The sequence below is a fragment of the Roseovarius carneus genome (assembly GCF_020141465.1).
GTDB lineage: Bacteria > Pseudomonadota > Alphaproteobacteria > Rhodobacterales > Rhodobacteraceae > Roseovarius > Roseovarius carneus.
Window position 1 is genome coordinate 1,865,853 of record NZ_JAHSPD010000001.1, and the last position, 23,505, is coordinate 1,889,357.

Consider the following 23,505-nt stretch of genomic DNA (forward strand, 5'->3'; position numbering starts at 1 on the left):
GCGCCGCGTTTTGTCCGGCCTGGCGCGTCTGGAAATTCTTGACCTCGGCGCCGCCTCAGCATAGTGTGAACGCTCCCCGAACATGCCCTCGGATGCTGTGCCATGACACGTTTTTCTGCCCCGATTGCTGAACAAATCTGGAATATGAAGTATCGCTTCACACCTGCCGAGGGGCAGGGGGATGCGACGCTGGAGGATAGCTGGCGGCGGATTGCGCGGGCCTTGGCCGTGGTTGAGGAGGAGCCTGAGGTCTGGGAAGAGCGGTTTTACGAGGCTTTGGAAGATTTCAAGTTTCTGCCTGCAGGCCGGATCACCGCCGGGGCGGGCACCGGGCGCAAGGTCACGCTCTTTAATTGCTTCGTTATGGGGACCGTGCCGGACGATATGGGCGGCATTTTCGACGGGTTGCGCGAGGCGGCCCTGACCATGCAGCAGGGCGGCGGCATCGGCTATGATTTCTCCACCATCCGCCCCAAGGGCGCAGATGTGAAAGGCGTGGGGGCGGACGCCTCGGGGCCGCTCAGCTTCATGGATGTGTGGGACGCGATGTGCCGCACAATCATGTCCGCAGGCGCACGGCGCGGCGCGATGATGGCCACGATGCGCTGTGATCATCCGGATGTGGAGGCGTTCATCGCCGCCAAATCCGATGCGGCGCGGCTTCGGAACTTCAACCTCAGCGTCCTGATCACCGATCCTTTCATGGACGCGGTGAAGGCCGACGGCCCTTGGGAGCTTGTGTTTGACGGCAAGGTCTACCGCACATTGCAGGCGCGCGATCTTTGGAACCGCATCATGCAAGCGACCTATGATTATGCCGAGCCAGGCGTGATTTTCATCGACCGGATCAATGCGGCCAACAACCTGAATTACTGCGAGACGATTGCCGCCACCAACCCGTGCGGCGAGCAGCCTTTGCCCCCCTATGGCGCGTGTTTGCTGGGCTCGATCAACATGGCGAAGCTGGTGCGGGACGCATTTGAAGCTGATGCCGCTATGGATGAGGCTGCGCTCAATGATCTCGTCGCCGTGGCCGTGCGGATGATGGATAATGTGGTCGACGCGAGCCAGTTCCCCTTGCCAGAGCAGGCGCGCGAGGCGAAGGCGAAGCGCCGGATCGGGCTGGGGGTCACGGGGCTGGCCGACGCGCTTTTGATGGTCGGTCTGCGCTATGGCTCGGAAGAGGCGGCGGCGCAGACGGAGGCGTGGCTGCGCGCGATTGCGCGGGCGGCCTATCTCGCGTCCGTGGATCTGGCCCGCGAAAAAGGCACGTTCCCGTTATTCGACGCCGAAGGCTACCTCTGCAGTGGCACGATGCAGATGATGGACGAAGATGTGCGCGCTGCCGTGGCCGTGCATGGCATCCGCAACGCTTTGCTCACGTCAATCGCGCCCACTGGCACGATCAGCCTTTATGCGGGCAATGTGAGCAGCGGGATTGAGCCGGTCTTTGCCTATTCCTACACCCGCAAAGTGCTCCAGAAGGATGGCAGCCGCACCGAGGAAGAGGTCGTGGATTACGCCGTGGCCCTCTGGCGTGAAAAGTTCGGCGACGCACCCCTGCCGGAGTATTTCGTGAATGCCCAGACGCTGCCGCCCGCCGATCATGTGCGGATGCAGGCGGCGGCGCAAAAATGGGTCGACAGCTCGATCTCTAAGACGATCAACTGCCCCGAGGACATCTCCTTTGAGGCCTTCAAAGAGGTCTATATGCAGGCATGGGATCTGGGCTGCAAAGGCTGCACCACATACCGGCCCAATGACGTGACCGGTAGCGTGCTGAGCGTCTCCGAGAGCGCCGATGTTGCCCCCGGCGAGGCCCCGGCACAGGTGCGCGATTACCAACATGAGGGGGCTGAGGTCGTCTATATGTCCGAGCCGCTGGACCGCCCTGAAACGCTGGAGGGGCAGACCTACAAGCTGAAATGGCCCGACAGCAATCATGCGATCTACATCACCGTCAATGACGTGATCCTTGGCGGGCGGCGCAGGCCGTTTGAGGTGTTCATCAACTCCAAGAACATGGAGCATTTCGCGTGGACTGTGGCGCTCACCCGGATGATCTCGGCGGTGTTCCGCAGGGGCGGCGATGTGAGTTTTGTCGTGGAGGAATTGAAGGCCGTGTTCGATCCGCGCGGGGGCGCGTGGATGAAGGGCAAATACGTGCCGTCCATTCTGGCGGCCATTGGCGGCATCCTGGAGCAGCACATGGTGCGCACCGGATTTCTCGCGGGCGAGGGGATGGGCCTCAAGGTCGATCCGCAGGCCGAAGTCGTTAACCTTGGTGGTGGGCTCGGCCCCGCATGCCCGTCTTGCGGAGATTACGGCATGCGCATGATCGAGGGCTGCATGACCTGCGCCAGCTGTGGGTACTCCAAATGCGGGTGATGCGCTGGTGGGCCCTCGCGCTCGCATTAAGCGGCGGGCCTGTCGCGGCGCAGATGATGGACGGCCACGGCCCGGACGCTTGGGCCGTGACAGGGGTGGCTGCCGACGATCGGCTGAACCTGCGCGCAGGTCCGGGCACGCAATATGCGCAGCTTGGTAGCCTCGGGCCCGATGCGCGCGGCATTGAGATGATGGTCTGCGTGCCAACGCTCAACTTTGAGCAGTTTCAGACGCTTGAGGCGGAAGGGCATGTGTTTCAGCCGCGCTGGTGCCTTGTGCGTCTTGAGGGTGAGAGCGGCTGGGCGCGGGCACGCTACTTGCGCGAAGACGGCTGAGCCGGGGCGAGCGTAAGCTCCATCAGAGGCAGGCTGCGCCCCCGGATCGACGCAGACGGCACCCGGCCCACGCATATCGCGCCCATTTTTGCGTAGAACCCTTCGGCGAACGGGTCTGCATCAAGGCGAATGCGTGTCGCCCCGCGCCGTTTGGCCTCGTTGATAGCCCAGTTCATCAGCATTTTCCCGACGCCATGCCCCATCGCCTCGGGCGCTACGAAAAGACTGTGCAATTCGCAGCTTTCCGCGCCCGCCTCTGGCCCGCTCAACCCACAGAGACCGATCAGAACGCCGCTCTGCTCGGCCACCTGATAGGCGGAGTTGCGCAGATCAGCGGCGGTCACGGTCAGCTCTTCGCGGCAGGCCTCCATGAATGTGGCGTCATAGCCCCAATGCGCCTTGGCGCGGAGCGAGATATCGGTGAGCGTGGCCAAATCTTCGGGCCGCGCAGGGCGCAGGGTTGTGGCGCGCGCGGTCACGGCCCGGAGACCAGCACCGCCTCGACCCGGCGGTTCGCCTCGCGGCCTTGTGCCGTCATGTTCGTCGCAATAGGTGCCAGATAGGCCATGCCGCGCGCCTCGATCTGGGTGCTCGGGACGCCGTATGTCTCGCGCAGGCGGGCTGCGACCAGCTCGGCCCGGCGCAGCGACAGCGCCGCGTTGGTATCAAAGCCGCCTGTGATATCCGTGTGGCCGACAAGGGCGATGCGGCGGGTCTCATCCTCCAGAAGATACGCCCCAAGTGCGGTAAGCGACGGGAACGGCCCATCCCCCAGCTGCGCGTCCCCGGTGCCAAAATCGAGATCACCAAGAATGACGCGGCCTGCGCTTTGCAGGGCAGCGGGCAGATCCTCGGGGGTGGGTCGTGCGGGACCCATGCCACCTGCAACAGGGGCCTCTGCGGGACGCGCGCCGGTCACCACCGAGAGCGCCGCCGCACCGTTTGGCGCGACGTGGATCAGTTGCACATAGGCCGTGTTGGTCGAGAGGCTGATCAGAAGGGTGATGTATTCAGGGCCGCTTGCGCCCACCCTGCGGGCTGATAGAAACCGATAGTCGAAAAGATCGACGAACATATCCGGCGCGGGCAGCACCGGCGTTGCGAAGCGGAAATCAAATCCGCCACAGCCCTGACCATTGCAGCGCAAAAGCGTCTCATACCCCTCTGCATCCAGCTGGGCGGCGAGAGGGGCCATGACCTGAAGCGTGGTCAGCCCACTCGCCTCGATCCGCCACGCTTGCGTGACGACGCGGCCCGTCACCTCCAGCGTGGGCAGCACGCCCTCGGCCCATGGCGCGACGGGCAGGGGGTAGGTGCCGGGAGCCTCCACATCTTCGCGCGAGAGCGTGCCATTGCCGGGCAGCGCCAGATCGAGGGCTGCGGCGGGTAGGGCCGTGACCGCAAGGAGGAGCGCGAGCGCCCTAGCGTGCCTGCGCATGGTAATCCTCGTTGGGGCGCATCCCCGTGGCGCTGGCCACGCGGTTGGACATGTTGAAAAACCCGGTGACATTGGCAATGTCCCAGATGTCGTGGTCGGTGAAGCCCGCATCGCGCAGCGCCTGCCGGTCGCCTTCGGTGATGCGCGCGCTGGCCTCTGTGACCTTCTCGGCGAAGGTGAGCATGGCGATGTGGCGCGGCTCCAAATCGGCGGCGCGCCAGTTCATCACCATGGCCTCGCCCAATGCCGGATCACCGGAAAGCTGCCTGACGGCGGCGCCGTGGGCGACCTGACAATACCAACAGCGGTTCATGGAACTCACCACGACCGCGATCATCTCGCGCTCCAGCTTGCTGAGCCCGCTGCCCGCCAGCATCAGCTCATTGTAGAGCGCGGTGAAGGCGTCAAGCTTTTCAATACTGAACGCATGGGCGCGCAAAACGTTGGGGACCATGCCGAGCTTGTCTTGGCAGATGTCGAAATATTTCTGCGTGCCCTCGGGCAGGGGATCGACTTGAGGCAGGTCGAGGGCGGTCGGGTGTTCGGTCATGTCACGGGCTCCTGAGGCAGGTGGCGGTAATGGTAGCGCGCGGCGAGGGTCATCCCCAGCTCTGCATAGAGCGCGTTGGCGGCTGTGTTCGCCTCGGTGCAGATGACGGCGAGCGTGCCTGCCCCTTGCGCTTTGGCCCAGAGAGCGGCCTCTTGCATCATATATCGCCCGAGGCTGCGGCGGCGGTTTTGCGGCAGCACTTCGATGGCGTGGACCATCGCAATGCCCTCGTGGAGGGCCACATATCCTGTCCCTGCGGGCCGGTCGCCGTCGCGGCCCAGAATGGCGGTCTTGGCGCAGGTGCTGCGGCTCATGACGTCAAGGCGCGCGGCGTCGATGCCGCCGCTGGCCCAGATCTCGCGCTGAATCTCAAGCGGAGGCCAGATGTGGAATGTCGCGGTGCGCGGTGGAGCGGGGCTGGTTAATGCCCCTGTGGGCACGATGTAGATTTTGACAGGGTCGATTACTGCATAGCCTGCCTCCGCCAGGCTTGCGTCGAGTGCATCCTCGCCCGCGCGGATCATGAAGAGCGGGGCTTGGCCCATTGCGCGCATCGCGTCCTCTGCGGCCATGCGCTTCTGCGCCCCTGCGGCCGCCCTCGCCGTGGCCGCGCTCACGCGTTTGCCGCCGCCTGCGCCCTGGCGCAACGTGAAGGGGCCGCAGACATGGGTGCTGGCGGGGGGCCATGTGGCCTCAACCACGGCGTAAAGTGTCTCGGGTGTGATGCGTGGCACGCTCATGCGAAGAGCCTCGCGAGGGCGACCATCGCCGCATCTATCTGCGCGCCGTCCTGACCCCGCACGACTATATTGGCGCCATATGCTCCGTGGCGCTGAAACGGGTAGGAGCCGAAGCTAAGTTCGGGATAGCGCGCCGCCAGATCGCCCAAAGGCCCCGCGATATCACCCTCGCCGCGCTGCACCTCCAGCGATTGTGACAGCACTGGCGCGCCGCCCGTGAGGCTGGGCAGAAGGCCCGCCAGCATCGCCTCGAAAATCTTGGGCACACCGGCCATGACATGCACATTGCCAAGGGTGAAACCGGGGGCCGCGCTGACCGGATTGTCGATGAGTATGGCGCCCTCTGGGATGCGCGCCATACGCAGGCGGGCGGCGTTAAGCTCAATCCCCGCGCGGTCGTAATGCGCGGCAAGGATGGCGCGGGCGTCGTCGCGTATGTCAATGCGGGCCCCCATGGCGGCGGCCACATTATCGGCGGTGATATCATCATGGGTGGGGCCAATGCCGCCGGAGGTAAAGACGTGGGTGAAGCCCGCACTCAGCGCCTTGGCGGCGGTCTGGATCGCCACGGGATCGTCGCTGACCACGCGCACCTCGCACAGATCAATCCCCGCGGTCGTCAGGGCATTGGCCAGATGGTGCATATTCGCATCGCGGGTGCGCCCCGACAGTATCTCATCCCCGATCACAAGCATGGCGGCTGTAGGGTTCGGCATGGGACGCGCTCCTTGAATGGTCTGCCTGCCCGGTATAGGCCTGCGCCCATGCGGTTTCAAACCCCTCTTATGCGGGCGCGGCTGGTGCGGCGCTATAAACGCTTTCTGGCCGATATCGTGCTGGAGGACGGGCGCGAGGTTGTGGCCCATTGCGCCAACCCCGGTGCGATGACGGGGCTGGCCCAGCCCGGTGCCGCGATCTGGGTGGAGCCGAATGACGACCCCAAGAAAAAGCTGAAATACGGCTGGCGGCTGACCGAGCTTGAGGCGGGGCATATGGCTTGCGTGGACACGGGGGCCGCGAACCGGCTGGTACGCGCAGCACTTGAGCATGGGCTTGAGGGGTTCGAAGGTTATGACCAGATCCTGCCCGAACAGAAATACGGCGAGGCCAGCCGCATTGACTTTCTTCTGCGCGGTGCCGGGCGCGTGGACGCCTATGTCGAAGTGAAATCCGTGACCCTGTCACGCCGCACTGGGTTGGCAGAATTCCCCGATACGGTGACCGCACGCGGCGCACGGCATTTGCACGAGTTGGCCCATGTGGCGCGGACAGGGGCGCGGGCCGTGCTGCTTTACGTGGTGCAACGCTCCGATTGCACTCATATGAGTGTGGCGGGCGATATTGATCCCGCCTACGCCGCAGCTATGGACGCGGCACGCGTGGCAGGGATGGAAATCATGGCGCTGGGCGCGCACCCGACCCCGGATGGCATCACGCTGACGGAGCTTCTGCCGCTCCTGTGAAGGATGTGCCGTAATTGGCCGCGCAACACTGGCCCTTTTGCGGAAATTCCCCTACATACGCGCCATAGCTAAAACGCATGAGGCCCACCTTGAAAAAAGAGCACCGCGGACGCGTGACACGGGACGGGATTCGCATCTATTCGGATGCGGATTTCGCAGGCATGCACAAGGCAGGCGCCCTCGCCGCTGCGATTCTCGATAGGGTAGCGCCCGAGGTACAAGTGGGCCAAAGCACGGCAGCTCTGGACGCGATGATCGAAGCGATGGTGGATGAGGCTGGTGCCACTTCCGCCACGATCGGCTACAAGGGCTACAAACACGCCAGCTGCATCAGCGTGAACCACGTGGTCTGCCACGGCATCCCCGGCGAGAAGCTCTTGAAGGATGGTGATATTCTCAACATCGACGTGACGGTGATTGTGGACGGCTGGTTCGGCGATACCAGTCGCATGTATGTGGCAGGCAAATTGCCCCGCAGGGCCGAGCGGCTGATCGAAGTCACACATGACGCGCTGATGAAGGGGATCGAGGCGGTGCGCCCCGGCAACACATTTGGCGATATCGGCGCGGCGATCCAAACCTATGTCGAGGCGCAGCGCATGTCGGTCGTGCGTGATTTTTGCGGGCATGGGCTGGGTCTCGTCTTTCACGCGCCGCCCAATGTGCTGCACTATGGCCGCGCGGGCACGGGGCCAAAGCTTGAAGAAGGCATGTTCTTTACGATTGAGCCAATGGTTAATTTGGGCCGGCCCGAAACCAAGGTACTCGCTGATGACTGGACCGCGGTGACGCGCGACAAATCCCTCTCGGCGCAGTTCGAGCACTCAGTCGGCGTGACGTCGGATGGGGTGGATATTTTCACCCTGTCGCCCGGCGGACTTTTCCACCCAACCTATTCTGCGTGATCTTTCAGGCTTTCTTCTTTGCATAAATACTCAATGCTGGGCCACGCTTAAGGCGCCTCCGGCGGGAGTATTTGGACTAAGAAGAAGCTTTGGGGGCTAAAGGCGGGCCGCGATTGCGGCTGCGGCGGCGGCGCCTGAGCTCCACGCCCATTGGAAGTTGTAGCCGCCGAGCCAGCCTGTGACATCCGCCGCCTCTCCGATGATGAAGAGGCCGGACTGGTGGCGGCTTTCCATGGTTTTGGATGATAGCCCATCGGTGTCCACGCCACCCATCGTAACTTCCGCTGTGCGGTAGCCTTCGGTGCCGCCGGGGGTGAGCTGCCAGTGGCGCAGGCCCTCTGTCAGCGCGGTCAGGGCCGCGTCGGATTGATCGGCGAGTTTGCTGGTCAATGAGAGGTTCAGCTCCGCCTCCAGCACCGGCACGAGGCGGGCGGGGAGGTGGCGGCCAAGCTCGGTGTTGATTTGGTGGCGACCCGATCGGCTGCGTTGCGCGCGCATGGCCTCCATCAGAGTGCCCTTGGGGTCGAGATCGACGCTGATCGGCGCGCCTTCTTGCCAGTAGGAGGAGATTTGCAGCATCGCGGGGCCGGAAAGCCCGCGATGGGTGAAGAGAAGATTTTCTTCGAACTCTGTGCCACCGGCGCTGGCGCGCACGGGAACGGAGAGGCCGGAGAGGGCCGCGAAGCGGCCTTCGGGGAAGGTAAAGGGCACAAGGCCCGCGCGGGTGGGTGTGAGCGTGTGGCCGAATTGTTGCGCGATGTCGTAGGCCAGCCCGGTCGCGCCCATTTTCGGGATGGATTTGCCGCCTGTGGCGAGCACGAGGTGACGCGCGGTGACAGGGCGTTGTGCGCCTTCTTTCTCCAGCGTGGCTTGGAAGTGGGTGCCGTCATGGCTGAGGTCTTTGAGCGACGTTTGCAGCCAGAGTGCTGCGCCTGCGCGCGTCATCTCGGCGCGCAGCATCGTGATGATGTCCTTGGCAGAGGTGTCGCAGAAGAGCTGTCCCAGTGTTTTCTCGTGCCAAGCGATACGGTGCTGATCCACGAGGGCTATAAAGTCCCACTGGGTATAGCGGCTGAGCGCGGATTTGCAGAAATGTGGGTTTTGCGACAGGAAATTTTCGGGCGCTGCATGCATGTTGGTGAAGTTGCAACGCCCACCGCCGGAGATGCGGATTTTCTCGCCCGGCGCGCGGGCGTGGTCAATCACAAGGCTGCGGCCTTTGCCGCGTGCCGCGCACATCATACCCGCCGCCCCGGCGCCCAATATCAGCGTATCCACATCCATGCAGGCGGCGTGCCTGATTGCGGGGGCTGGGTCAAGGGACGCCTCACCTGCGCAGATGGCCGGGTGCTGTGGCGGGGCACCGCTTTATGCAGTTGGCTCTGCAAGTCACACCACAAGCTTTTGCGCCCTTCCCTAAAAGGCGCGGTGCTGTTAAACTAAAAGCATAGATCCCGAAAAGGGGCGTGTTCAGAGGCAATAATCGGCGTGGTGTCATGACAGAGATGGTCTATGGGTCGGTCCCGGTGCGGGAAGTTGAGCCCGTTCTTCCCAAGTGGTGGCGGACAATCGACAAATGGTCGATATCTTGCGTGTTTGTTCTTTTTGGGATCGGGCTTTTGCTTGGTTTTGCGGCGTCGCCGCCCTTGGCCGAAAAGAACGGCTTTGATCACTTTCATTATGTGCAGCGGCAGATGTTTTTCGGCGGCCTTGCGATGACGGCGATGGTGTTGACGTCGATGATGACGCCGCTTCTGGTACGCCGTCTGGCGGTGATCGGGTTTTTGATCTCGCTTGTGGCTTTGATGCTGTTGCCGGTGTTGGGTACTGATTTTGGCAAAGGGGCAACGCGGTGGTATTCGCTTGGGTTCGCCTCGATCCAACCGTCTGAGTTCCTCAAGCCCGGTTTTGTCGTCGTGGGCGCGTGGATGATGGCCGCAAGCCGCGAGATCAACGGGCCTCCGGGGCTCAGCTGGTCGTTCGTGCTGACGATGGTGATCGTGGCGTTTTTGGCGATGCAGCCTGATTTCGGACAGGCGGCTTTGGTGCTGTTTGCGTGGGGCGTGATGTATTTCGTGGCGGGTGCGCCGATTGTTTTGTTGATGATTATGGCCGGGTTGGTGGTTTTTGCAGGCACTGTCGCCTATTCAAACTCCGAACATTTCGCCCGCCGCATCGACGGCTTTCTGAGCGCCGATCTGGACCCTACAACGCAGTTGGGTTTTGCTACAAACGCTATCCGCGAGGGCGGATTTTTTGGTGTGGGCGTGGGCGAGGGCACTGTGAAATGGTCACTCCCGGATGCGCATACCGACTTCATTATTGCCGTGGCGGCTGAAGAATATGGGCTGGTTCTCGTGATTGTGATCATCACTCTTTATGCGTTGATCGCTGTTCGGTCGCTTATGCGGCTGATGCGGGAGCGCGATCCGTTTATCCGCCTTGCAGGCACCGGTCTCGTGGCTATTTTCGCGGTGCAGGCGATGATCAATATGGGCGTCGCGGTGCGGCTTTTGCCGGCCAAGGGCATGACGCTGCCCTTTGTGAGCTATGGGGGCTCGTCGCTGATTGCTGGAGGGATTGCGTTGGGGATGCTTTTTGCATTCACGCGCCAACGCCCGCAAGGTGAGATCGGAGATATCCTCAGAGGGCGCGGAAGATGAGCGCGCCGCTCCTGCTGATGGCCGCTGGCGGCACGGGTGGGCATATGTTCCCGGCGCAGGCGCTGGCTGAGGTGATGCTCAAGCGCGGATGGCGGGTGAAGCTGAGCACGGATGCGCGCGGCGCGCGCTACACGGGCGGGTTTTCGCATGCCGTGGCGATCGAGCAGGTCGCCAGTGCGACGTTCTCGCGCGGGGGGCTTGCCTCCAAGGCGATGGCGCCGTTTCATATTGCAGGCGGCGTCATGGGGGCGGCCTTGCGCATGGCACGCGAAAAGCCCGATGTGGTCGTGGGCTTTGGTGGCTATCCGTCCATTCCGGCGCTCGCGGCGGCCACACTCCTGCGCCGTCCGCGCATGGTGCATGAACAAAACGGCGTGCTGGGCCGCGTCAATCAGGTGTTTGCCACCCGTGTCGATGCGGTGGCCTGCGGCACATGGCCGACCGCGATGCCCGAGGGTGTTGAGGCCACGCATGTGGGTAACCCGGTGCGCGCCTCGGTGTTGGAGCGGGCGGGCGCGGGCTATATCCCGCCCGGCGATTATCCGATGGAGATCCTTGTGATCGGCGGCTCTCAGGGCGCGCGGGTTCTGTCGGACACGGTGCCCCCCGCGATTGCGGCCCTTCCGATGGAGGTGCTGTCGCGCGTGCGCGTGAGCCATCAGGCACGCGATGAGGACATGGTGCGCGTGGCGGATTACTACGCCGAGCACGGCATCACCGCCGAGGTGCAGCCCTTCTTTCGCGATGTGCCGCGCCGGATGAGCGAGGCACAGCTTGTGATCAGCCGCGCGGGCGCGTCCTCGGTCGCGGATATCTCGGTGATTGGCCGCCCCTCGATCCTGATCCCCTATGCGGCGGCCACGGGTGACCATCAGAGCGTCAATGCCCGCGCCCTCAGCCAGGCAGGTGGCGCAATCTTGCTGCCGGAAAGCGCGCTCACGACTGAGATGTTGGCCGCGCAGATCGAGACGATTATGACAAACCCTGACGGTGCGGCGCAGATGGCCGAGGCGGCTCTTGGCTGCGGCTTGCCCGATGCGGCCGAGCGGTTGGCTGCCCTTGTCGAAACTCTTGCCAGCAAAGGCCGCAGGTCATGAACGCAGCAACCAAACTTCCCGGCGATGTCGGCCCAATTCATTTTATCGGTATTGGTGGGATCGGCATGTCGGGCATTGCCGAAGTGCTTTTGAACCACGGCTATGTGGTGCAGGGCAGCGATCTGAAATCCTCTGCTTTGACCAAACGGCTGGCCAAGAAAGGTGCATTGATCTTTGAGGGGCAGCGCGCTGAGAACATTGAGGAGGCCGAGGTCGTCGTGATCTCCTCCGCGATCAAGCCGGGCAATCCGGAGCTGGACGCGGCGCGCCTCAAAGGTCTGCCCATCGTGCGCCGGGCCGAGATGCTGGCGGAGCTGATGCGCCTCAAATCCAACGTGGCTGTGGCAGGCACCCATGGCAAGACGACGACGACTACCATGGTCGCGGCCCTTCTGGATCACGGCAAGTTCGACCCCACGGTGGTCAACGGCGGGATCATCCACGCGTATGGGAGCAACGCGCGCGTCGGGCAGGGCGAATGGATGGTGGTCGAGGCCGATGAGAGCGACGGCACGTTCAACCGCCTGCCCGCGACCATCGCCATCGTGACCAATATCGATCCCGAGCATATGGAGCATTGGGGCACCGTTGAAGCCCTACACAAAGGCTTTGAGGATTTTGTGAGCAATATCCCGTTCTACGGTCTTGCGGTCTGCTGTACCGATGATGCGGATGTGCAGGCGCTTGTCGGCAAGATCACCGACCGGCGCGTGCTGACCTATGGGTTTAATACGCAAGCGGATGTGCGCGCGGTCAACCTGCGCTATGCCAAGGGGATTGCACATTTTGACGTAGCGCTTCAGGCCGAGGGGCTGATGATCGAGGGCTGCACCTTGCCGATGCCCGGCGATCATAATGTGTCCAACGCGCTGAGCGCCGTGGCCGTAGCCCGCCATTTGGGTATGAAACGCGACGAAATCCGCGCGGCATTGGCCGCGTTCGGCGGCGTGAACCGGCGCTTTACCCGCGTGGGCGAAGTGGACGGCGTTACCATTATTGACGATTACGGCCACCACCCGACCGAGATCGCCGCCGTGCTGAAAGCCGCGCGGCAAGCCACCGAAGGCCGTATCATCGCGGTGCATCAGCCGCATAGATATTCCCGGCTAAGCCATCATTTTGAGGAGTTCTGCGCCTGTTTCAACGAGGCGGATGTGGTGGCGATTACGGATGTATTCTCGGCGGGCGAAGAGCCGATTGACGGCGCGAGCCGTGATGATCTGGTGGCGGGCCTCATGCGGCACGGGCATCGCCATGCGCGCGCCATTCGCGACGAGGATGATCTTGTCCGGCTCGTGCGCGAGCAGGCGGGGCCGGGCGATATGGTGGTGTGTCTCGGGGCAGGCACGATTGGTGGCTGGGCCACGGGGCTTCCCAAACGGCTGCAAAAGGCGGCGGCGGCATGAGCATATCCCTGATCCTTGCGTGTATCTGGGCGTTGAGTGCGAACCTTCTGGCGATGATGCCGAGCCGGGACATGCACTGGAAGGTGGCTTACGGGTTGATCGCAATCGGCATCCCCATCCTTGGGTTTGTCACCTACCAAAACGGGCCTTGGGTCGGGCTTTTCGTGCTGGCGGCGGGTATGTCGATGCTGCGCTGGCCGGTGCGGTATCTAGGCCGCTGGGTCATGGGCCTTCTTGCGGGGCGCACGGGCGGGGGGGCTGGGCGGTCGTGAAGAATTTTGAGTATTTTTGCAAAGAAGAAGGGCATGGCTGAGCGTGTGGCCCTGCCAGAGGTGCGCGGGAAGCTGACGCCGGGGCGCAGCCTTGCGGAGCTGACATGGCTGCGCGTGGGCGGGCCCGCGGATTGGCTGTTTCAGCCTGCGGATGTGCAGGATCTGGCCGATTTTCTGGGGGCGCTTGATGGGTCCGTCGATGTGTTTCCCATGGGGGTCGGCAGTAATTTGATCGTGCGCGACGGGGGCTTGCGGGCGGTGGTGATCCGGCTGGGGCGCGGGTTTAACGGCATCGAGATCGACGCAGACCGCGTGATTGCAGGGGCGGCGGCACTGGATGCGCATGTGGCCCGGCGGGCTGCCGATGCGGGGCTGGACTTGACGTTTTTGAGGACAATCCCCGGCGCGATTGGCGGGGCCGTGTGTATGAATGCGGGCTGTTATGGCAGCTATATCGCGGATGTGTTCGAGAGCGCAGAGGTCGTGACGCGGGCGGGCAAGCGGATCACGCTGAGCGCGCAGGATTTGCAATTTGCCTACCGTCATAGTGATGTGCCCGAAGGTGCTGTGATTGTGAGCGCTGTTTTGCGGGCGCCTGAAGGCGATCCGGCGGTACTTCATGCACGGATGGAGGCGCAGCTGAAAACGCGCGATGAGACGCAGCCCACCAAGGAGCGCACCGCGGGCAGCACGTTTCGCAATCCGGCCGGATTTTCCAGCACTGGCGCGGCGGATGATGTGCATGACCTCAAGGCGTGGAAGGTGATTGACGCGGCCGGGATGCGCGGCGCACGGCGCGGGGGCGCGCAGATGAGTCCGATGCATCCCAACTTTCTGGTCAATACCGGGGGCGCGACGGCGGCCGATCTGGAAGGTCTTGGCGAGGACGTGCGAAAAAAGGTTTTTCAAAGTAGCGCAATAGAGTTAGAGTGGGAAATCAAGCGGGTCGGTGTAACGGCCCCGAAATCCGGTCAGGCAAACGGTTAAACTGAGAAAACGCGAATAATAAGATAACAAGGGCCGCAAAGGCTCGGGACATTGAGGCAATCAGGTGGTGCGTTCGAGCAGAACAGCCCCGACAGTTGCGGTGATAATGGGCGGACCTTCGGCTGAGCGCGAAGTGTCATTGTCCTCAGGGCGTGAATGCGCCGCCGCGTTGCGGGATGAAGGCTACAAAGTGGTCGAGGTCGATGCAGGCCGCGACCTTGCTATGCGTCTGTCCGAGATTGCCCCCGATGTTGTGTTCAACGCCCTGCATGGCCGCTGGGGCGAGGATGGATGCGTCCAAGGCCTGCTGGAATGGATGCAGATCCCCTATACCCATTCGGGCGTGCTGTCCTCCGCTTTGGCGATGGATAAGGAGGCGACGAAAGCCGCCTACCGCGCCCACGGATTGCCTGTGGTGGACAGTATTCTGGCCCCCCGCGACGAGGTGCGCCGCCGGCATGTGATGGCACCGCCCTATGTGGTGAAACCCAATAATGAAGGCTCCTCGGTGGGCATTTATATTGTGCATGAGGCGGCCAACGCCCCCCCGCAGCTGGCCGATGATATGCCCGAGATGGTGATGGTCGAGACTTATGCGCCGGGGCGCGAGCTGACCACCACGGTGATGGGCAAACGCGCGCTGACGGTGACGGATATCCTGACCGATGGCTGGTATGATTACTCGGCAAAATACGAGGTGGGTGGCTCGACCCATGTGGTGCCTGCGGACCTGCCGGGCGAGATTTTCACGGCGTGCATGGATTACGCGCAGCGCGCCCATGAGGCGCTGGGCTGCCGGGGTCTCAGCCGGACTGATTTTCGCTGGGACGAGACGCGTGGCAAGGATGGCCTGATCCTGCTGGAGACCAACACCCAGCCTGGCATGACACCAACTTCGCTCAGCCCCGAGCAGGTGAGGGCGCTGGGCATGAGCTTTGGGGCGCTGTGCAAATGGATGGTGGAGGATGCATCATGTCTGAGATGAATACGCGCTGTGATCCCGCGCCGTCGCGCTGGTCTTACCGCTATCAGCGAGTGATGCTGACGCCGCTTTACCGCAGGCTGTTGTGTGTGGGCATTCCCTTTTGCCTCACATTTGGGGTCGCCACCGCTTATCTTTCCGATGAAAAGGTGCAGCAATCGCTGCTGCTTGGGTATCTTGATCTGCGTCAGCAGGTGCAATCGCGCCCGGAATTCATGGTTAAGCTTCTGGCGGTTGAAGGTGCCAGCGAAGTTGTGGCAGACGATATACGTGTGACCTTCCCCTATGCCCTCCCGCTCAGCTCGTTCGATATGGATCTTGATGCGGTGCGTGCCGCGGTGGAGGAAATCCCTGCGGTAAAAACCGCTGCCGTGCGCCTGCGTCAGGGCGGCGTTCTGGATGTGCAGGTGACCGAGCGGGAGCCGGCAGCGCTTTTGAGAACCACATCCGGGCTGATGGTTGTGGATGCTGAGGGCTTGGTGATCGATATCGCGCAGATGCGCGGCGATCATCCGGGCCTGCCTGTTCTGACCGGGGATGCTGCAGAGCGATCGGTGCCCGAGGCGTTGGAAATTCGTACGGCGGCGGGGCCTTTGACCAACCGGATGCGCGGCCTTGTGCGCATGAACGCGCGGCGTTGGGATGTGGTGCTGGAGGGTGATGTGCGGATCATGCTGCCGGAAGTTGGACCTGTGCGTGCGTTGGAACGGGTGATCGTTCTGGATCAGGCACAAGATATTTTGGAGCGCGATATCGTGGTGGTGGACATGCGCCTGCCCGAGCGTCCGACGCTGAGAATGAAAGAGCGCGCCGTCGAAGACTGGTGGCGTGTCAGGGACTTGAGTGTAGGGATAGCCGAGCAATGATTGAACTTTACGAGTCCCAACGGGCGATGCGAAACATGCGGCGCGCCGCGATGCAGCGGGGCGTTGTGGCGGTGCTCGATGTGGGTACATCCAAGATCGCGTGCCTTGTGCTACGCTTTGACGGGACGGATCGTCTGGCCGAAGCGGACGGCATAGGCGCCATGGCGGGGCAGGCGGGGTTTCGCGTGATCGGCGCGGCCACGACACGCTCGCGCGGGGTGCGCTTTGGCGAGATTGAGCAGATGGTCGAGACCGAGCGCGCCATTCGCACCGCTGTGCAGGCGGCACAGAAGATGGCCAATATCCGCGTCGATCATGTGATCGCCTGTTTCTCGGGCGCGGCCCCCCGAAGCTATGGCCTTGCCGGGCAGGTGGAGCTTGAGGGGCATGTCGTGACCGAACAGGATGTGAGCCGCGTACTCAGCGCCTGTGATGTGCCTGATTTTGGCGACGGGCGCGAGGTTCTGCATGCGCAGCCGGTGAATTTCGCGCTGGACCACCGCTCGGGCCTGATTGATCCGCGCGGGCAGATGGGTCAGTCGCTCTCGACCGATATGCATATGCTGACCGTGGATAGTGCTGCGATCCAGAACCTCGCGCATTGCGTGAAACGCTGTGATCTGGAGCTGGCGGGCGTGGCCTCCTCGGCCTATGTCAGCGGGATTTCGTCGCTGGTCGAGGATGAGCAGGAACTGGGGGCCGCCTGTATTGATCTGGGTGGCGGGACCTCCAGCATCTCGATCTTCATCAAGAAGCACATGATTTATGCTGATAGCGTGCGTATGGGCGGCGATCACGTGACGGGCGACATCTCCATGGGGTTGCAAGTGAACCAAACTGCCGCCGAGCGGATCAAGACCTTTTATGGCGGCGTCGTGGCCACGGGCATGGATGATCGCGAGATGATCGAGATCGGCGGCGACACTGGCGATTGGGACCATGACCGCCGCACCGCGAGCCGGGCCGAGCTGATTGGGATCATGCGGCCCCGCGTCGAAGAAATTCTCGAAGAGGTGCGCGCGCGGCTTGATGCGGCGGGCTTTGATCACCTGCCCAGCCAGCAGATTGTCCTCACGGGCGGTGGCAGCCAGATCCCCGGTCTTGACGGGTTGGCGAGCCGTATCCTGGGCCAGCAGGTCCGCCTCGGGCGGCCGCTGCGGGTGCATGGCCTTCCGCAAGCCGCGACCGGCGCGGGCTTTGCCAGCGCGGTGGGCATGTGCCTCTTTGCGGCCAATCCGCAGGACGAATGGTGGGACTTTGATTTGCCCGTGGACCGCTATCCTTCGCGGTCTCTCAAGCGGGCGGTGAAGTGGTTCAAGGATAACTGGTAACCGCTATATGCGGTAGAGTAGGCGAAATACCGCGAAAAAGGGCCAAAAAGAGCCCATATTTTGTGGTTAGCTTGCGTTTTTTAGGTGACGATACGATGACGCATAGGTAATAATGCGTTAATTCAAGCGTTTCGAGAAAATCTGAGGCACTGCTTTTCTCGAAGCGCGCGCAACACAGAAGGTCAGCGCGCGTTTCAAATTATCTTCGTGCCTCGGGAATAATTTGAAACGCATTAGGCAGAAAAACGGCCCGAAACTGCGGGCGCAACATCAGGCGGACAGCACATATGGCACTCAATCTCACCATGCCCGGACATGAAGACCTCAAGCCTCGCATCACCGTGTTCGGTGTTGGCGGCGCAGGCGGTAACGCGGTCAACAACATGATCGAAAAGCAATTGGACGGGGTCGATTTTGTCGTCGCCAACACAGACGCGCAGGCCTTGCAGCAAAGCAACGCTGAAAACCGCGTGCAACTGGGCGTCAAAGTGACCGAGGGCTTGGGTGCGGGTGCCAAAGCCTCCATCGGGGCCGCCGCTGCCGAAGAGAGTATTGAGCAAATCGTCGATCACCTTGCGGGCGCGCATATGTGCTTCATCACCGCCGGGATGGGCGGGGGCACCGGCACCGGGGCCGCGCCAATTATTGCACAGGCCGCGCGCGAATTGGGCGTTCTGACCGTGGGTGTTGTGACCAAACCGTTCCAGTTTGAGGGCGGCAAGCGGATGAAGCAGGCCGAAGAGGGCGTCGAAGCCCTGCAAAAGGTCGTTGATACGCTGATCATTATTCCAAACCAGAACCTTTTCCGCCTCGCCAATGAAAAGACCACCTTCACCGATGCGTTCTCCATGGCCGATGATGTGCTTTATCAAGGTGTGAAAGGTGTGACCGATCTGATGGTCCGTCCGGGCCTCATCAACCTCGATTTCGCCGATGTGCGCGCCGTGATGGATGAGATGGGTAAAGCCATGATGGGTACCGGCGAGGATAGTGGCGAAGATCGCGCAATCCAGGCCGCCGAGAAGGCGATTGCCAATCCGCTTCTGGACGAAATCAGCCTGCGCGGTGCCAAGGGTGTTCTCATCAACATCACCGGTGGGCATGACCTCACGCTCTTTGAGCTGGACGAGGCCGCCAACCGTATCCGCGAGGAAGTGGACGCCGACGCCAATATCATCGTGGGCTCCACGCTTGATCCCTCCATGGAAGGCTCCATGCGCGTCAGCGTCGTGGCCACCGGCATCGACGCCAACGAATCCGTGCATGACATCCCCGTGCCGCGCCGCTCCATGGCCGAGCCGCTGCGTGCCAGTGTTGCCGCAGAAGCGCCCGCGCCTGCGGTCGAAGAGATGCCCGAACCCGTTGCTGCTCATGTTGAAGAGGCGGAAGAGCCATCGCTCTTTACCTCGGTCGAGGCCGAGCGTGCCGCTGCGGAAGAGCAGATGGAAGACATCTTTGAGCCACGTGAAGCACCCCAGCCCGGACCTCAGCGTGCGGCCTACGCGCCTCAGGCAGAGCAGCAGGCCGACGATCTGCCGCCCCCAGCCTATGTGCCGTCCGTGCAACAGCAGCCCGAAGAAGAGCCAGAGCTTGCAGCCTTTGTGGCGCCGCGTGCCCCTGCGCCGGGCACCCCGTCGCCCGAGGCGATGGCCCGCCTTCAGGCCGCTGTCGGTCATGCCCAGCAGTCTCGCGGTCAAGAAGCAGCCCCTGCTCAGCCACCGCAATATACGCAACAGAAAGCCGCCGAGGTGACCCCTGCATCCGAGCGCCCACGCTTTGGTATCAACTCGCTTTTGAACCGCATGACGGGCCATTCCGGCGAAGCCGAAGCCCCACGCACTAGCCGTCAACAGCCGACCTTGCAGGCCCAGCAGCCTGCCCGCGCCGAGCCCGAAGATGAGCGCGACGAGCAGATCGAAATCCCGGCATTCCTGCGCCGACAGGCCAATTAACGCCTCACAGATCTGACATGAATTGAGCGAAGGGCGGTGTATTCACCGCCCTTTTTTGTGTTTAAAGGTCTTTGAGGTGGGGTAACCATTTGACTGAATAAGGAAATATCGCGCTGCGCGGAAACTTGCCGCTTTACCGCTCACGGATGTTTCAAAGAGTCGTAAAGATTGAATTGAGGCTCCTGGTTCCACGCCGTATCACTCTCCCACAGGATGAGAAGCCGGAAATAATGCCGAAAGAGGCGCAGTTGCAAACCACGATCAACACACCCATCGCCTTTGACGGCGTCGGCCTGCACTCGGGCAAGCCTGCACGTCTGGTGATCCATCCCGCTCCGGCGGGACATGGGGTTGTGTTTCGCCGCGTGGACTGTGCCTTCGGCACCAGCGACATCCCCGCCCTCTGGGACCGTGTGAACCAATCGCCGCTCTGCACCCGGATTGAGAACGAGCATGGCGTGACGCTGTCTACGGTCGAGCATATCATGGCCGCACTCATGGGTTGCGGCGTGCATAACGCACTGGTGTCGGTGGACGGCCCCGAAGTGCCGATCCTCGACGGAAGCTCGGTCGCGTTCGTCCGCGGTATTCTGAGCGCTGGTTTCCGCCGTCTGGACCGTCCGGTGCGCGCGATCAAGGTTCTCAAGACCGTCGAAGTGCGGCGCGGTGAAGCATGGGCGCGGCTGACGCCGCAAGACAGCCTCAGCATTGATTTCGAGATTGATTTTGAAGACGCCGCCATCGGTGTTCAGCGCAAGACGCTGAACATGGCTAATGGCAGCTTCGTACGCGAGCTGAGCACATCGCGGACTTTCTGCCGCAAATCCGACGTGGATACGATGCGCGCAAACGGGCTGGCCCTTGGTGGCACGCTTGATAATGCGGTCGTGGTGGATGGGGCCGATATCCTTTCGCCGGGTGGTTTGCGCCATGCGGACGAGGCCGTGCGCCACAAGATGCTGGACGCTTTGGGCGACCTGGCGCTGGCCGGTGCGCCGATTATGGGCCGCTATGAGGGCCGCCGTGCGGGCCACGCCTTGACCAATGACCTGCTGCGCGCGCTGTTTGCGATGCCGGGTGCGGTGGAATGGGTGGAGTGTGATGAGGCTGCTGCGGCCCGCCTTCCGGGCGCGGGCGTGCACTGGGGCGAAGTGCCTCAGGTCGCGTGACCAGCCCAAGACCCTTTCTGAAAACAAGCTCGAAATCGCTATGCAGTCAGGCAGGGATGCGGCCTTTTTGCGGACATTTCGCGGCGGCTGCATTCAAATGCGCCTAAGGCGTTTTGCCCGCTGGATTTCTATGCTAGCACAGCATTAACGATTGGGATAAACCCAATACAGCATCGGTAATCGGCGGACGACGTAACTATGCGCAAAAGTAAAATCGGCACGAGCTTGGGGAAACAAAGCGCGCGGCTTGCGGCGGCAGCTTTGATTGCGGTGAGTGTGAGTGCCTGTTCCGGCCCAACCGGACAAGTTGAACGTGGTGAGTTGAACTACGAGAACTTCACGGCCCAGCAGATTTTTGAGCGGGGCGAGTTTGATCTGGCCGACCGCCGTCCGGGTCTCGCGGCCCAAAGCTTTGCTGAGGTGGAGCGTCTTTATCCCTACTCGGACCTGACCAAGCGCGCTGTGATCATGCAGGCTTATGCCCATCACCTTGACGAGGATTACGAGGCCAGCCGGTCCGCCGCTCAGCGCTATATTGATTTCTATCCCACCGACGAAGATGCGGCCTATGCGCAATACCTCCTCGCGCTCAGCTATTATGACCAGATCGACGAGGTCGGCCGCGATCAGGGCCTGACCTTTCAGGCGTTGCAATCCCTGCGCCGCGTCATCGAAGTCTACCCAGACAGCGAATATGCCAGCACCTCGGTGCTGAAATTCGATCTGGCCTTTGATCACCTCGCGTCCAAAGAAATGGAAGTGGGCCGCTATTACCTGCGGCGTGACCATTTCGCGGCGTCGATCAATCGGTTCCGTGTCGTAGTCGAGGATTTCCAGACCACATCGCATACACCCGAAGCGCTGCACCGTCTGGTGGAGGCTTATCTCTCGCTGGGTCTGACCGATGAGGCGCAGACAGCGGGGGCGATCCTTGGGTTCAACTACCAATCGACCGATTGGTATGAGGACACTTTCCGTCTGCTGGCGCTGAATGGTCTGACAGCTGAGGCGCAGGGCGACAACTGGCTCCGGCAGGTTTACCGCCAGATGATCAAGGGCGAGTGGCTGTAACGCGGCTCCCGCCGTGGCCCGCCACTGCCTTGCACGCTAAGGTCTGAGCTATGCTGCGCACGCTCGATATCCGCGACATGCTGATCATTGATCGGCTTGAGTTGAGTTTTGACGGTGGCCTCAATGTGCTGACTGGCGAGACCGGGGCGGGTAAATCTATCCTACTGGATTCTCTTGGATTTGTGCTGGGCTGGCGTGGCCGGGCCGAGCTTGTGCGCAGCGGTGCGGCCCAAGGCGAGGTCACGGCAGTTTTTGATTTGCCCGAGGGGCATGGCGCGCATGCGGTGCTTGAGCAGGCGGGCCTGCCGGGCGGTGATGAGCTGATCCTGCGCCGGGTTAATTCGGCTGATGGGCGCAAGACGGCTTGGGCGCAGGATCGCCGCTGCTCGGGCGAGGTGCTGCGCGCGCTGAGTGAGACGCTGATTGAGCTTCATGGGCAGCATGATGATCGCGGGCTCTTGGACCCCAAGGGGCACCGCGACATGCTGGATACTTATGGCGCGCTCGAGGCCAAGCGCGAGGCGTTGCGCGGTCTGTGGCGGCGCGCGCAAGAGGCCCGAAAGGCCGCCCGCGTGGCCGAGGAGGCGATTGCGGCCATTCGTGAGGAAGAAGAGTATCTGCGCCATGCAGTTGCCGAATTACAGGCGCTGGACCCCCAGCCCGGTGAGGATGCCGATCTCGATCGCCGCCGCCGCCTGATGCAGGCCGCCGAGCGCATTCGCGTGGATATTGGCAAGGCCGCCGATGCGCTGGGGGCGAACGGGGCCGAAGGATCGGCGGGCGATGCGCTACGCTGGCTTGAAGGGGCGGCGGAGCAGGCGGAGGGGCAGCTTGACGGGCCGATAGATGCGCTTGGCCGTGCGATGGTTGAGATGGATGAGGCTGCGCGGGGGGTGTCGGACTGCCTTGAGGCGCTGGCCTTCAACCCGCTGGAGCTTGAGGAGACCGAGGAGCGACTCTTTGCCATTCGCGCAATGGCCCGCAAACATGATGTGGGGCCTGATGCTCTTGGGGAATTCACACAAGGGCTTGTTGCGCGGCTTGCCGCCTTGGATCAGGGCGATGCGGATCTGGCAGATCTGCACGCAGAAGTGACCCGTGCGGAGCTGGCTTTTGACACCAGTGCCGCTGCGCTGACCGCCGCCCGCGCAAAAGCGGCCAAGGCGCTGGACATTGCCGTGATGGCCGAGTTGGCCCCTCTGAAAATGGAGCGCGCCGTATTCGAGACGCAGATCACGCCAGTGGCGCCGGGACCATCGGGGGCGGATGAGGTGGCGTTTCGGGTGGCGACCAATCCCGGTGCGCCCTCCGGCCCGCTGGCCAAGATCGCCTCGGGCGGGGAGCTGAGCCGGTTTCTTCTGGCACTAAAAGTGTGTCTGACGGGGGCGCAAAGCGGGCTCACGCTGATTTTTGACGAGATAGATCGCGGCGTGGGCGGTGCGACGGCTGATGCGGTGGGCCGCCGCCTTGCGAGCCTCGCGGCTGGCGGTCAGGTGCTTGTGGTGACGCATAGCCCACAGGTCGCGGCCCTCGCGGCGCATCATTGGCAGGTCGCGAAACACGTGGCGGATGGTCAGACCCTGTCGACGGTGACGCCGCTTGGGGCGCAGGCGCGTGTGGACGAGATTGCGCGGATGCTCTCGGGGGACACGATTACGCCAGAGGCGCGCGCAGCGGCTGAGGCTTTGATGAAAGGCTGAGGGCGGCTTTTGGAGCTGACCTTGGATGCCTCCGGCGGGGATATTTAGGGCAAGAAGATGATGGGCTGTGGGCTGTTTATGGCGCCCGTGCGGGTCGTTGGCCTCGTTCAAGTCGGGTCGACTTAAATCTGAGGCGCTCGCTTAAGGCGAGACGCGCGAAACACTCATACGTCGTGTGCGTTTCGCGAGA

General features: G+C 62.6%; 22 protein-coding genes. 16 read left to right on the top strand and 6 right to left on the bottom strand.

Annotation, left to right across the window (positions count from 1 at the left end; all coding sequences use genetic code 11):
• Nucleotides 1-102 precede the first annotated feature (102 nt).
• On the top strand, nucleotides 103-2,388 hold the full coding sequence (locus KUD11_RS09385) for an adenosylcobalamin-dependent ribonucleoside-diphosphate reductase (protein WP_109384935.1): 2,286 nt from the start codon (nucleotides 103-105) through the stop codon (nucleotides 2,386-2,388).
• Nucleotides 2,388-2,723 (top strand): SH3 domain-containing protein, encoded by a 336-nt coding sequence (locus tag KUD11_RS09390; RefSeq protein ID WP_109384934.1) that lies wholly within the window; start codon nucleotides 2,388-2,390, stop codon nucleotides 2,721-2,723. The genes KUD11_RS09385 and KUD11_RS09390 overlap by 1 nt, the downstream gene beginning before the upstream one ends.
• On the opposite strand, the gene KUD11_RS09395 is transcribed toward KUD11_RS09390, so the two are convergent.
• Genes KUD11_RS09395 through KUD11_RS09415 form a run of 5 tightly spaced genes read right to left on the bottom strand, consistent with a single transcriptional unit; the run spans nucleotide 2,702 to nucleotide 6,167 of the window.
• Nucleotides 2,702-3,202, bottom strand: coding sequence for a GNAT family N-acetyltransferase (locus KUD11_RS09395; RefSeq protein WP_224380189.1), 501 nt, complete (start codon nucleotides 3,200-3,202; stop codon nucleotides 2,702-2,704). The genes KUD11_RS09390 and KUD11_RS09395 overlap by 22 nt on opposite strands.
• Nucleotides 3,199-4,161 carry an OmpA family protein gene (locus tag KUD11_RS09400; RefSeq protein ID WP_109384933.1) on the bottom strand — a complete coding sequence of 321 codons (963 nt, stop codon included), beginning with the start codon at nucleotides 4,159-4,161 and terminating at the stop codon, nucleotides 3,199-3,201. The genes KUD11_RS09395 and KUD11_RS09400 overlap by 4 nt, the downstream gene beginning before the upstream one ends.
• On the bottom strand, nucleotides 4,145-4,711 hold the full coding sequence (locus tag KUD11_RS09405; RefSeq protein ID WP_109384932.1) for a peroxidase-related enzyme: 567 nt from the start codon (nucleotides 4,709-4,711) through the stop codon (nucleotides 4,145-4,147). Before KUD11_RS09405 ends, KUD11_RS09400 begins: the two co-directional genes overlap by 17 nt.
• Nucleotides 4,708-5,451 carry a GNAT family N-acetyltransferase gene (locus KUD11_RS09410; protein WP_109384931.1) on the bottom strand — a complete coding sequence of 248 codons (744 nt, stop codon included), beginning with the start codon at nucleotides 5,449-5,451 and terminating at the stop codon, nucleotides 4,708-4,710. Before KUD11_RS09410 ends, KUD11_RS09405 begins: the two co-directional genes overlap by 4 nt.
• Nucleotides 5,448-6,167 carry a competence/damage-inducible protein A gene (locus tag KUD11_RS09415; protein ID WP_109384930.1) on the bottom strand — a complete coding sequence of 240 codons (720 nt, stop codon included), beginning with the start codon at nucleotides 6,165-6,167 and terminating at the stop codon, nucleotides 5,448-5,450. The genes KUD11_RS09410 and KUD11_RS09415 overlap by 4 nt, the downstream gene beginning before the upstream one ends.
• Nucleotides 6,168-6,215: 48 nt before the next feature.
• Between KUD11_RS09415 and sfsA the strand changes: the two genes are divergently transcribed.
• Nucleotides 6,216-6,914, top strand: a complete 699-nt coding sequence (gene sfsA, locus KUD11_RS09420) for a DNA/RNA nuclease SfsA (RefSeq protein WP_109384929.1) — start codon at nucleotides 6,216-6,218, stop codon at nucleotides 6,912-6,914.
• Between the two features lie 89 nt (nucleotides 6,915-7,003).
• Complete coding sequence (map, locus tag KUD11_RS09425; RefSeq protein WP_224380191.1) at nucleotides 7,004-7,819, top strand: type I methionyl aminopeptidase; 816 nt, start codon at nucleotides 7,004-7,006, stop codon at nucleotides 7,817-7,819.
• A 96-nt stretch (nucleotides 7,820-7,915) separates the two neighbouring features.
• Here the strand turns inward: map and KUD11_RS09430 are convergent, their stop codons facing one another.
• A complete protein-coding gene (locus tag KUD11_RS09430; RefSeq protein WP_109384927.1) occupies nucleotides 7,916-9,103 on the bottom strand; it encodes a BaiN/RdsA family NAD(P)/FAD-dependent oxidoreductase in 1,188 nt (395 codons plus the stop codon).
• Nucleotides 9,104-9,315: 212 nt separating this feature from the next.
• Between KUD11_RS09430 and ftsW the strand changes: the two genes are divergently transcribed.
• The 12 genes from ftsW to recN all read left to right on the top strand — a co-directional run bounded on the left by ftsW (nucleotide 9,316) and on the right by recN (nucleotide 23,315).
• Nucleotides 9,316-10,482 carry a putative lipid II flippase FtsW gene (gene ftsW / locus KUD11_RS09435; RefSeq protein ID WP_109384926.1) on the top strand — a complete coding sequence of 389 codons (1,167 nt, stop codon included), beginning with the start codon at nucleotides 9,316-9,318 and terminating at the stop codon, nucleotides 10,480-10,482.
• Nucleotides 10,479-11,579: a UDP-N-acetylglucosamine--N-acetylmuramyl-(pentapeptide) pyrophosphoryl-undecaprenol N-acetylglucosamine transferase gene (locus KUD11_RS09440; RefSeq protein ID WP_109384925.1), complete on the top strand. Its 1,101-nt coding sequence runs from the start codon at nucleotides 10,479-10,481 to the stop codon at nucleotides 11,577-11,579. Before ftsW ends, KUD11_RS09440 begins: the two co-directional genes overlap by 4 nt.
• On the top strand, nucleotides 11,576-12,985 hold the full coding sequence (gene murC / locus KUD11_RS09445) for a UDP-N-acetylmuramate--L-alanine ligase (protein WP_109384924.1): 1,410 nt from the start codon (nucleotides 11,576-11,578) through the stop codon (nucleotides 12,983-12,985). Before KUD11_RS09440 ends, murC begins: the two co-directional genes overlap by 4 nt.
• Complete coding sequence (locus tag KUD11_RS09450; protein ID WP_109384923.1) at nucleotides 12,982-13,257, top strand: DUF2484 family protein; 276 nt, start codon at nucleotides 12,982-12,984, stop codon at nucleotides 13,255-13,257. The genes murC and KUD11_RS09450 overlap by 4 nt, the downstream gene beginning before the upstream one ends.
• 33 nt (nucleotides 13,258-13,290) lie before the next feature.
• On the top strand, nucleotides 13,291-14,244 hold the full coding sequence (gene murB, locus KUD11_RS09455) for a UDP-N-acetylmuramate dehydrogenase (RefSeq protein WP_109384922.1): 954 nt from the start codon (nucleotides 13,291-13,293) through the stop codon (nucleotides 14,242-14,244).
• A gap of 106 nt (nucleotides 14,245-14,350) precedes the next feature.
• Nucleotides 14,351-15,229, top strand: coding sequence for a D-alanine--D-alanine ligase (locus KUD11_RS09460; RefSeq protein WP_258305381.1), 879 nt, complete (start codon nucleotides 14,351-14,353; stop codon nucleotides 15,227-15,229).
• Complete coding sequence (locus tag KUD11_RS09465) at nucleotides 15,217-16,092, top strand: cell division protein FtsQ/DivIB (RefSeq protein WP_109384920.1); 876 nt, start codon at nucleotides 15,217-15,219, stop codon at nucleotides 16,090-16,092. The genes KUD11_RS09460 and KUD11_RS09465 overlap by 13 nt, the downstream gene beginning before the upstream one ends.
• Complete coding sequence (gene ftsA / locus KUD11_RS09470; RefSeq protein WP_109384919.1) at nucleotides 16,089-17,423, top strand: cell division protein FtsA; 1,335 nt, start codon at nucleotides 16,089-16,091, stop codon at nucleotides 17,421-17,423. Before KUD11_RS09465 ends, ftsA begins: the two co-directional genes overlap by 4 nt.
• 287 nt (nucleotides 17,424-17,710) lie before the next feature.
• A complete protein-coding gene (ftsZ, locus tag KUD11_RS09475) occupies nucleotides 17,711-19,375 on the top strand; it encodes a cell division protein FtsZ (RefSeq protein ID WP_109384918.1) in 1,665 nt (554 codons plus the stop codon).
• Between the two features lie 248 nt (nucleotides 19,376-19,623).
• Nucleotides 19,624-20,544, top strand: a complete 921-nt coding sequence (gene lpxC, locus KUD11_RS09480) for a UDP-3-O-acyl-N-acetylglucosamine deacetylase (RefSeq protein ID WP_181375345.1) — start codon at nucleotides 19,624-19,626, stop codon at nucleotides 20,542-20,544.
• Nucleotides 20,545-20,742: 198 nt separating this feature from the next.
• Nucleotides 20,743-21,615, top strand: coding sequence for an outer membrane protein assembly factor BamD (locus KUD11_RS09485; protein ID WP_109384916.1), 873 nt, complete (start codon nucleotides 20,743-20,745; stop codon nucleotides 21,613-21,615).
• Between the two features lie 50 nt (nucleotides 21,616-21,665).
• Nucleotides 21,666-23,315, top strand: a complete 1,650-nt coding sequence (gene recN / locus KUD11_RS09490) for a DNA repair protein RecN (RefSeq protein ID WP_109384915.1) — start codon at nucleotides 21,666-21,668, stop codon at nucleotides 23,313-23,315.
• The last annotated feature ends 190 nt before the right edge of the window (nucleotides 23,316-23,505 follow it).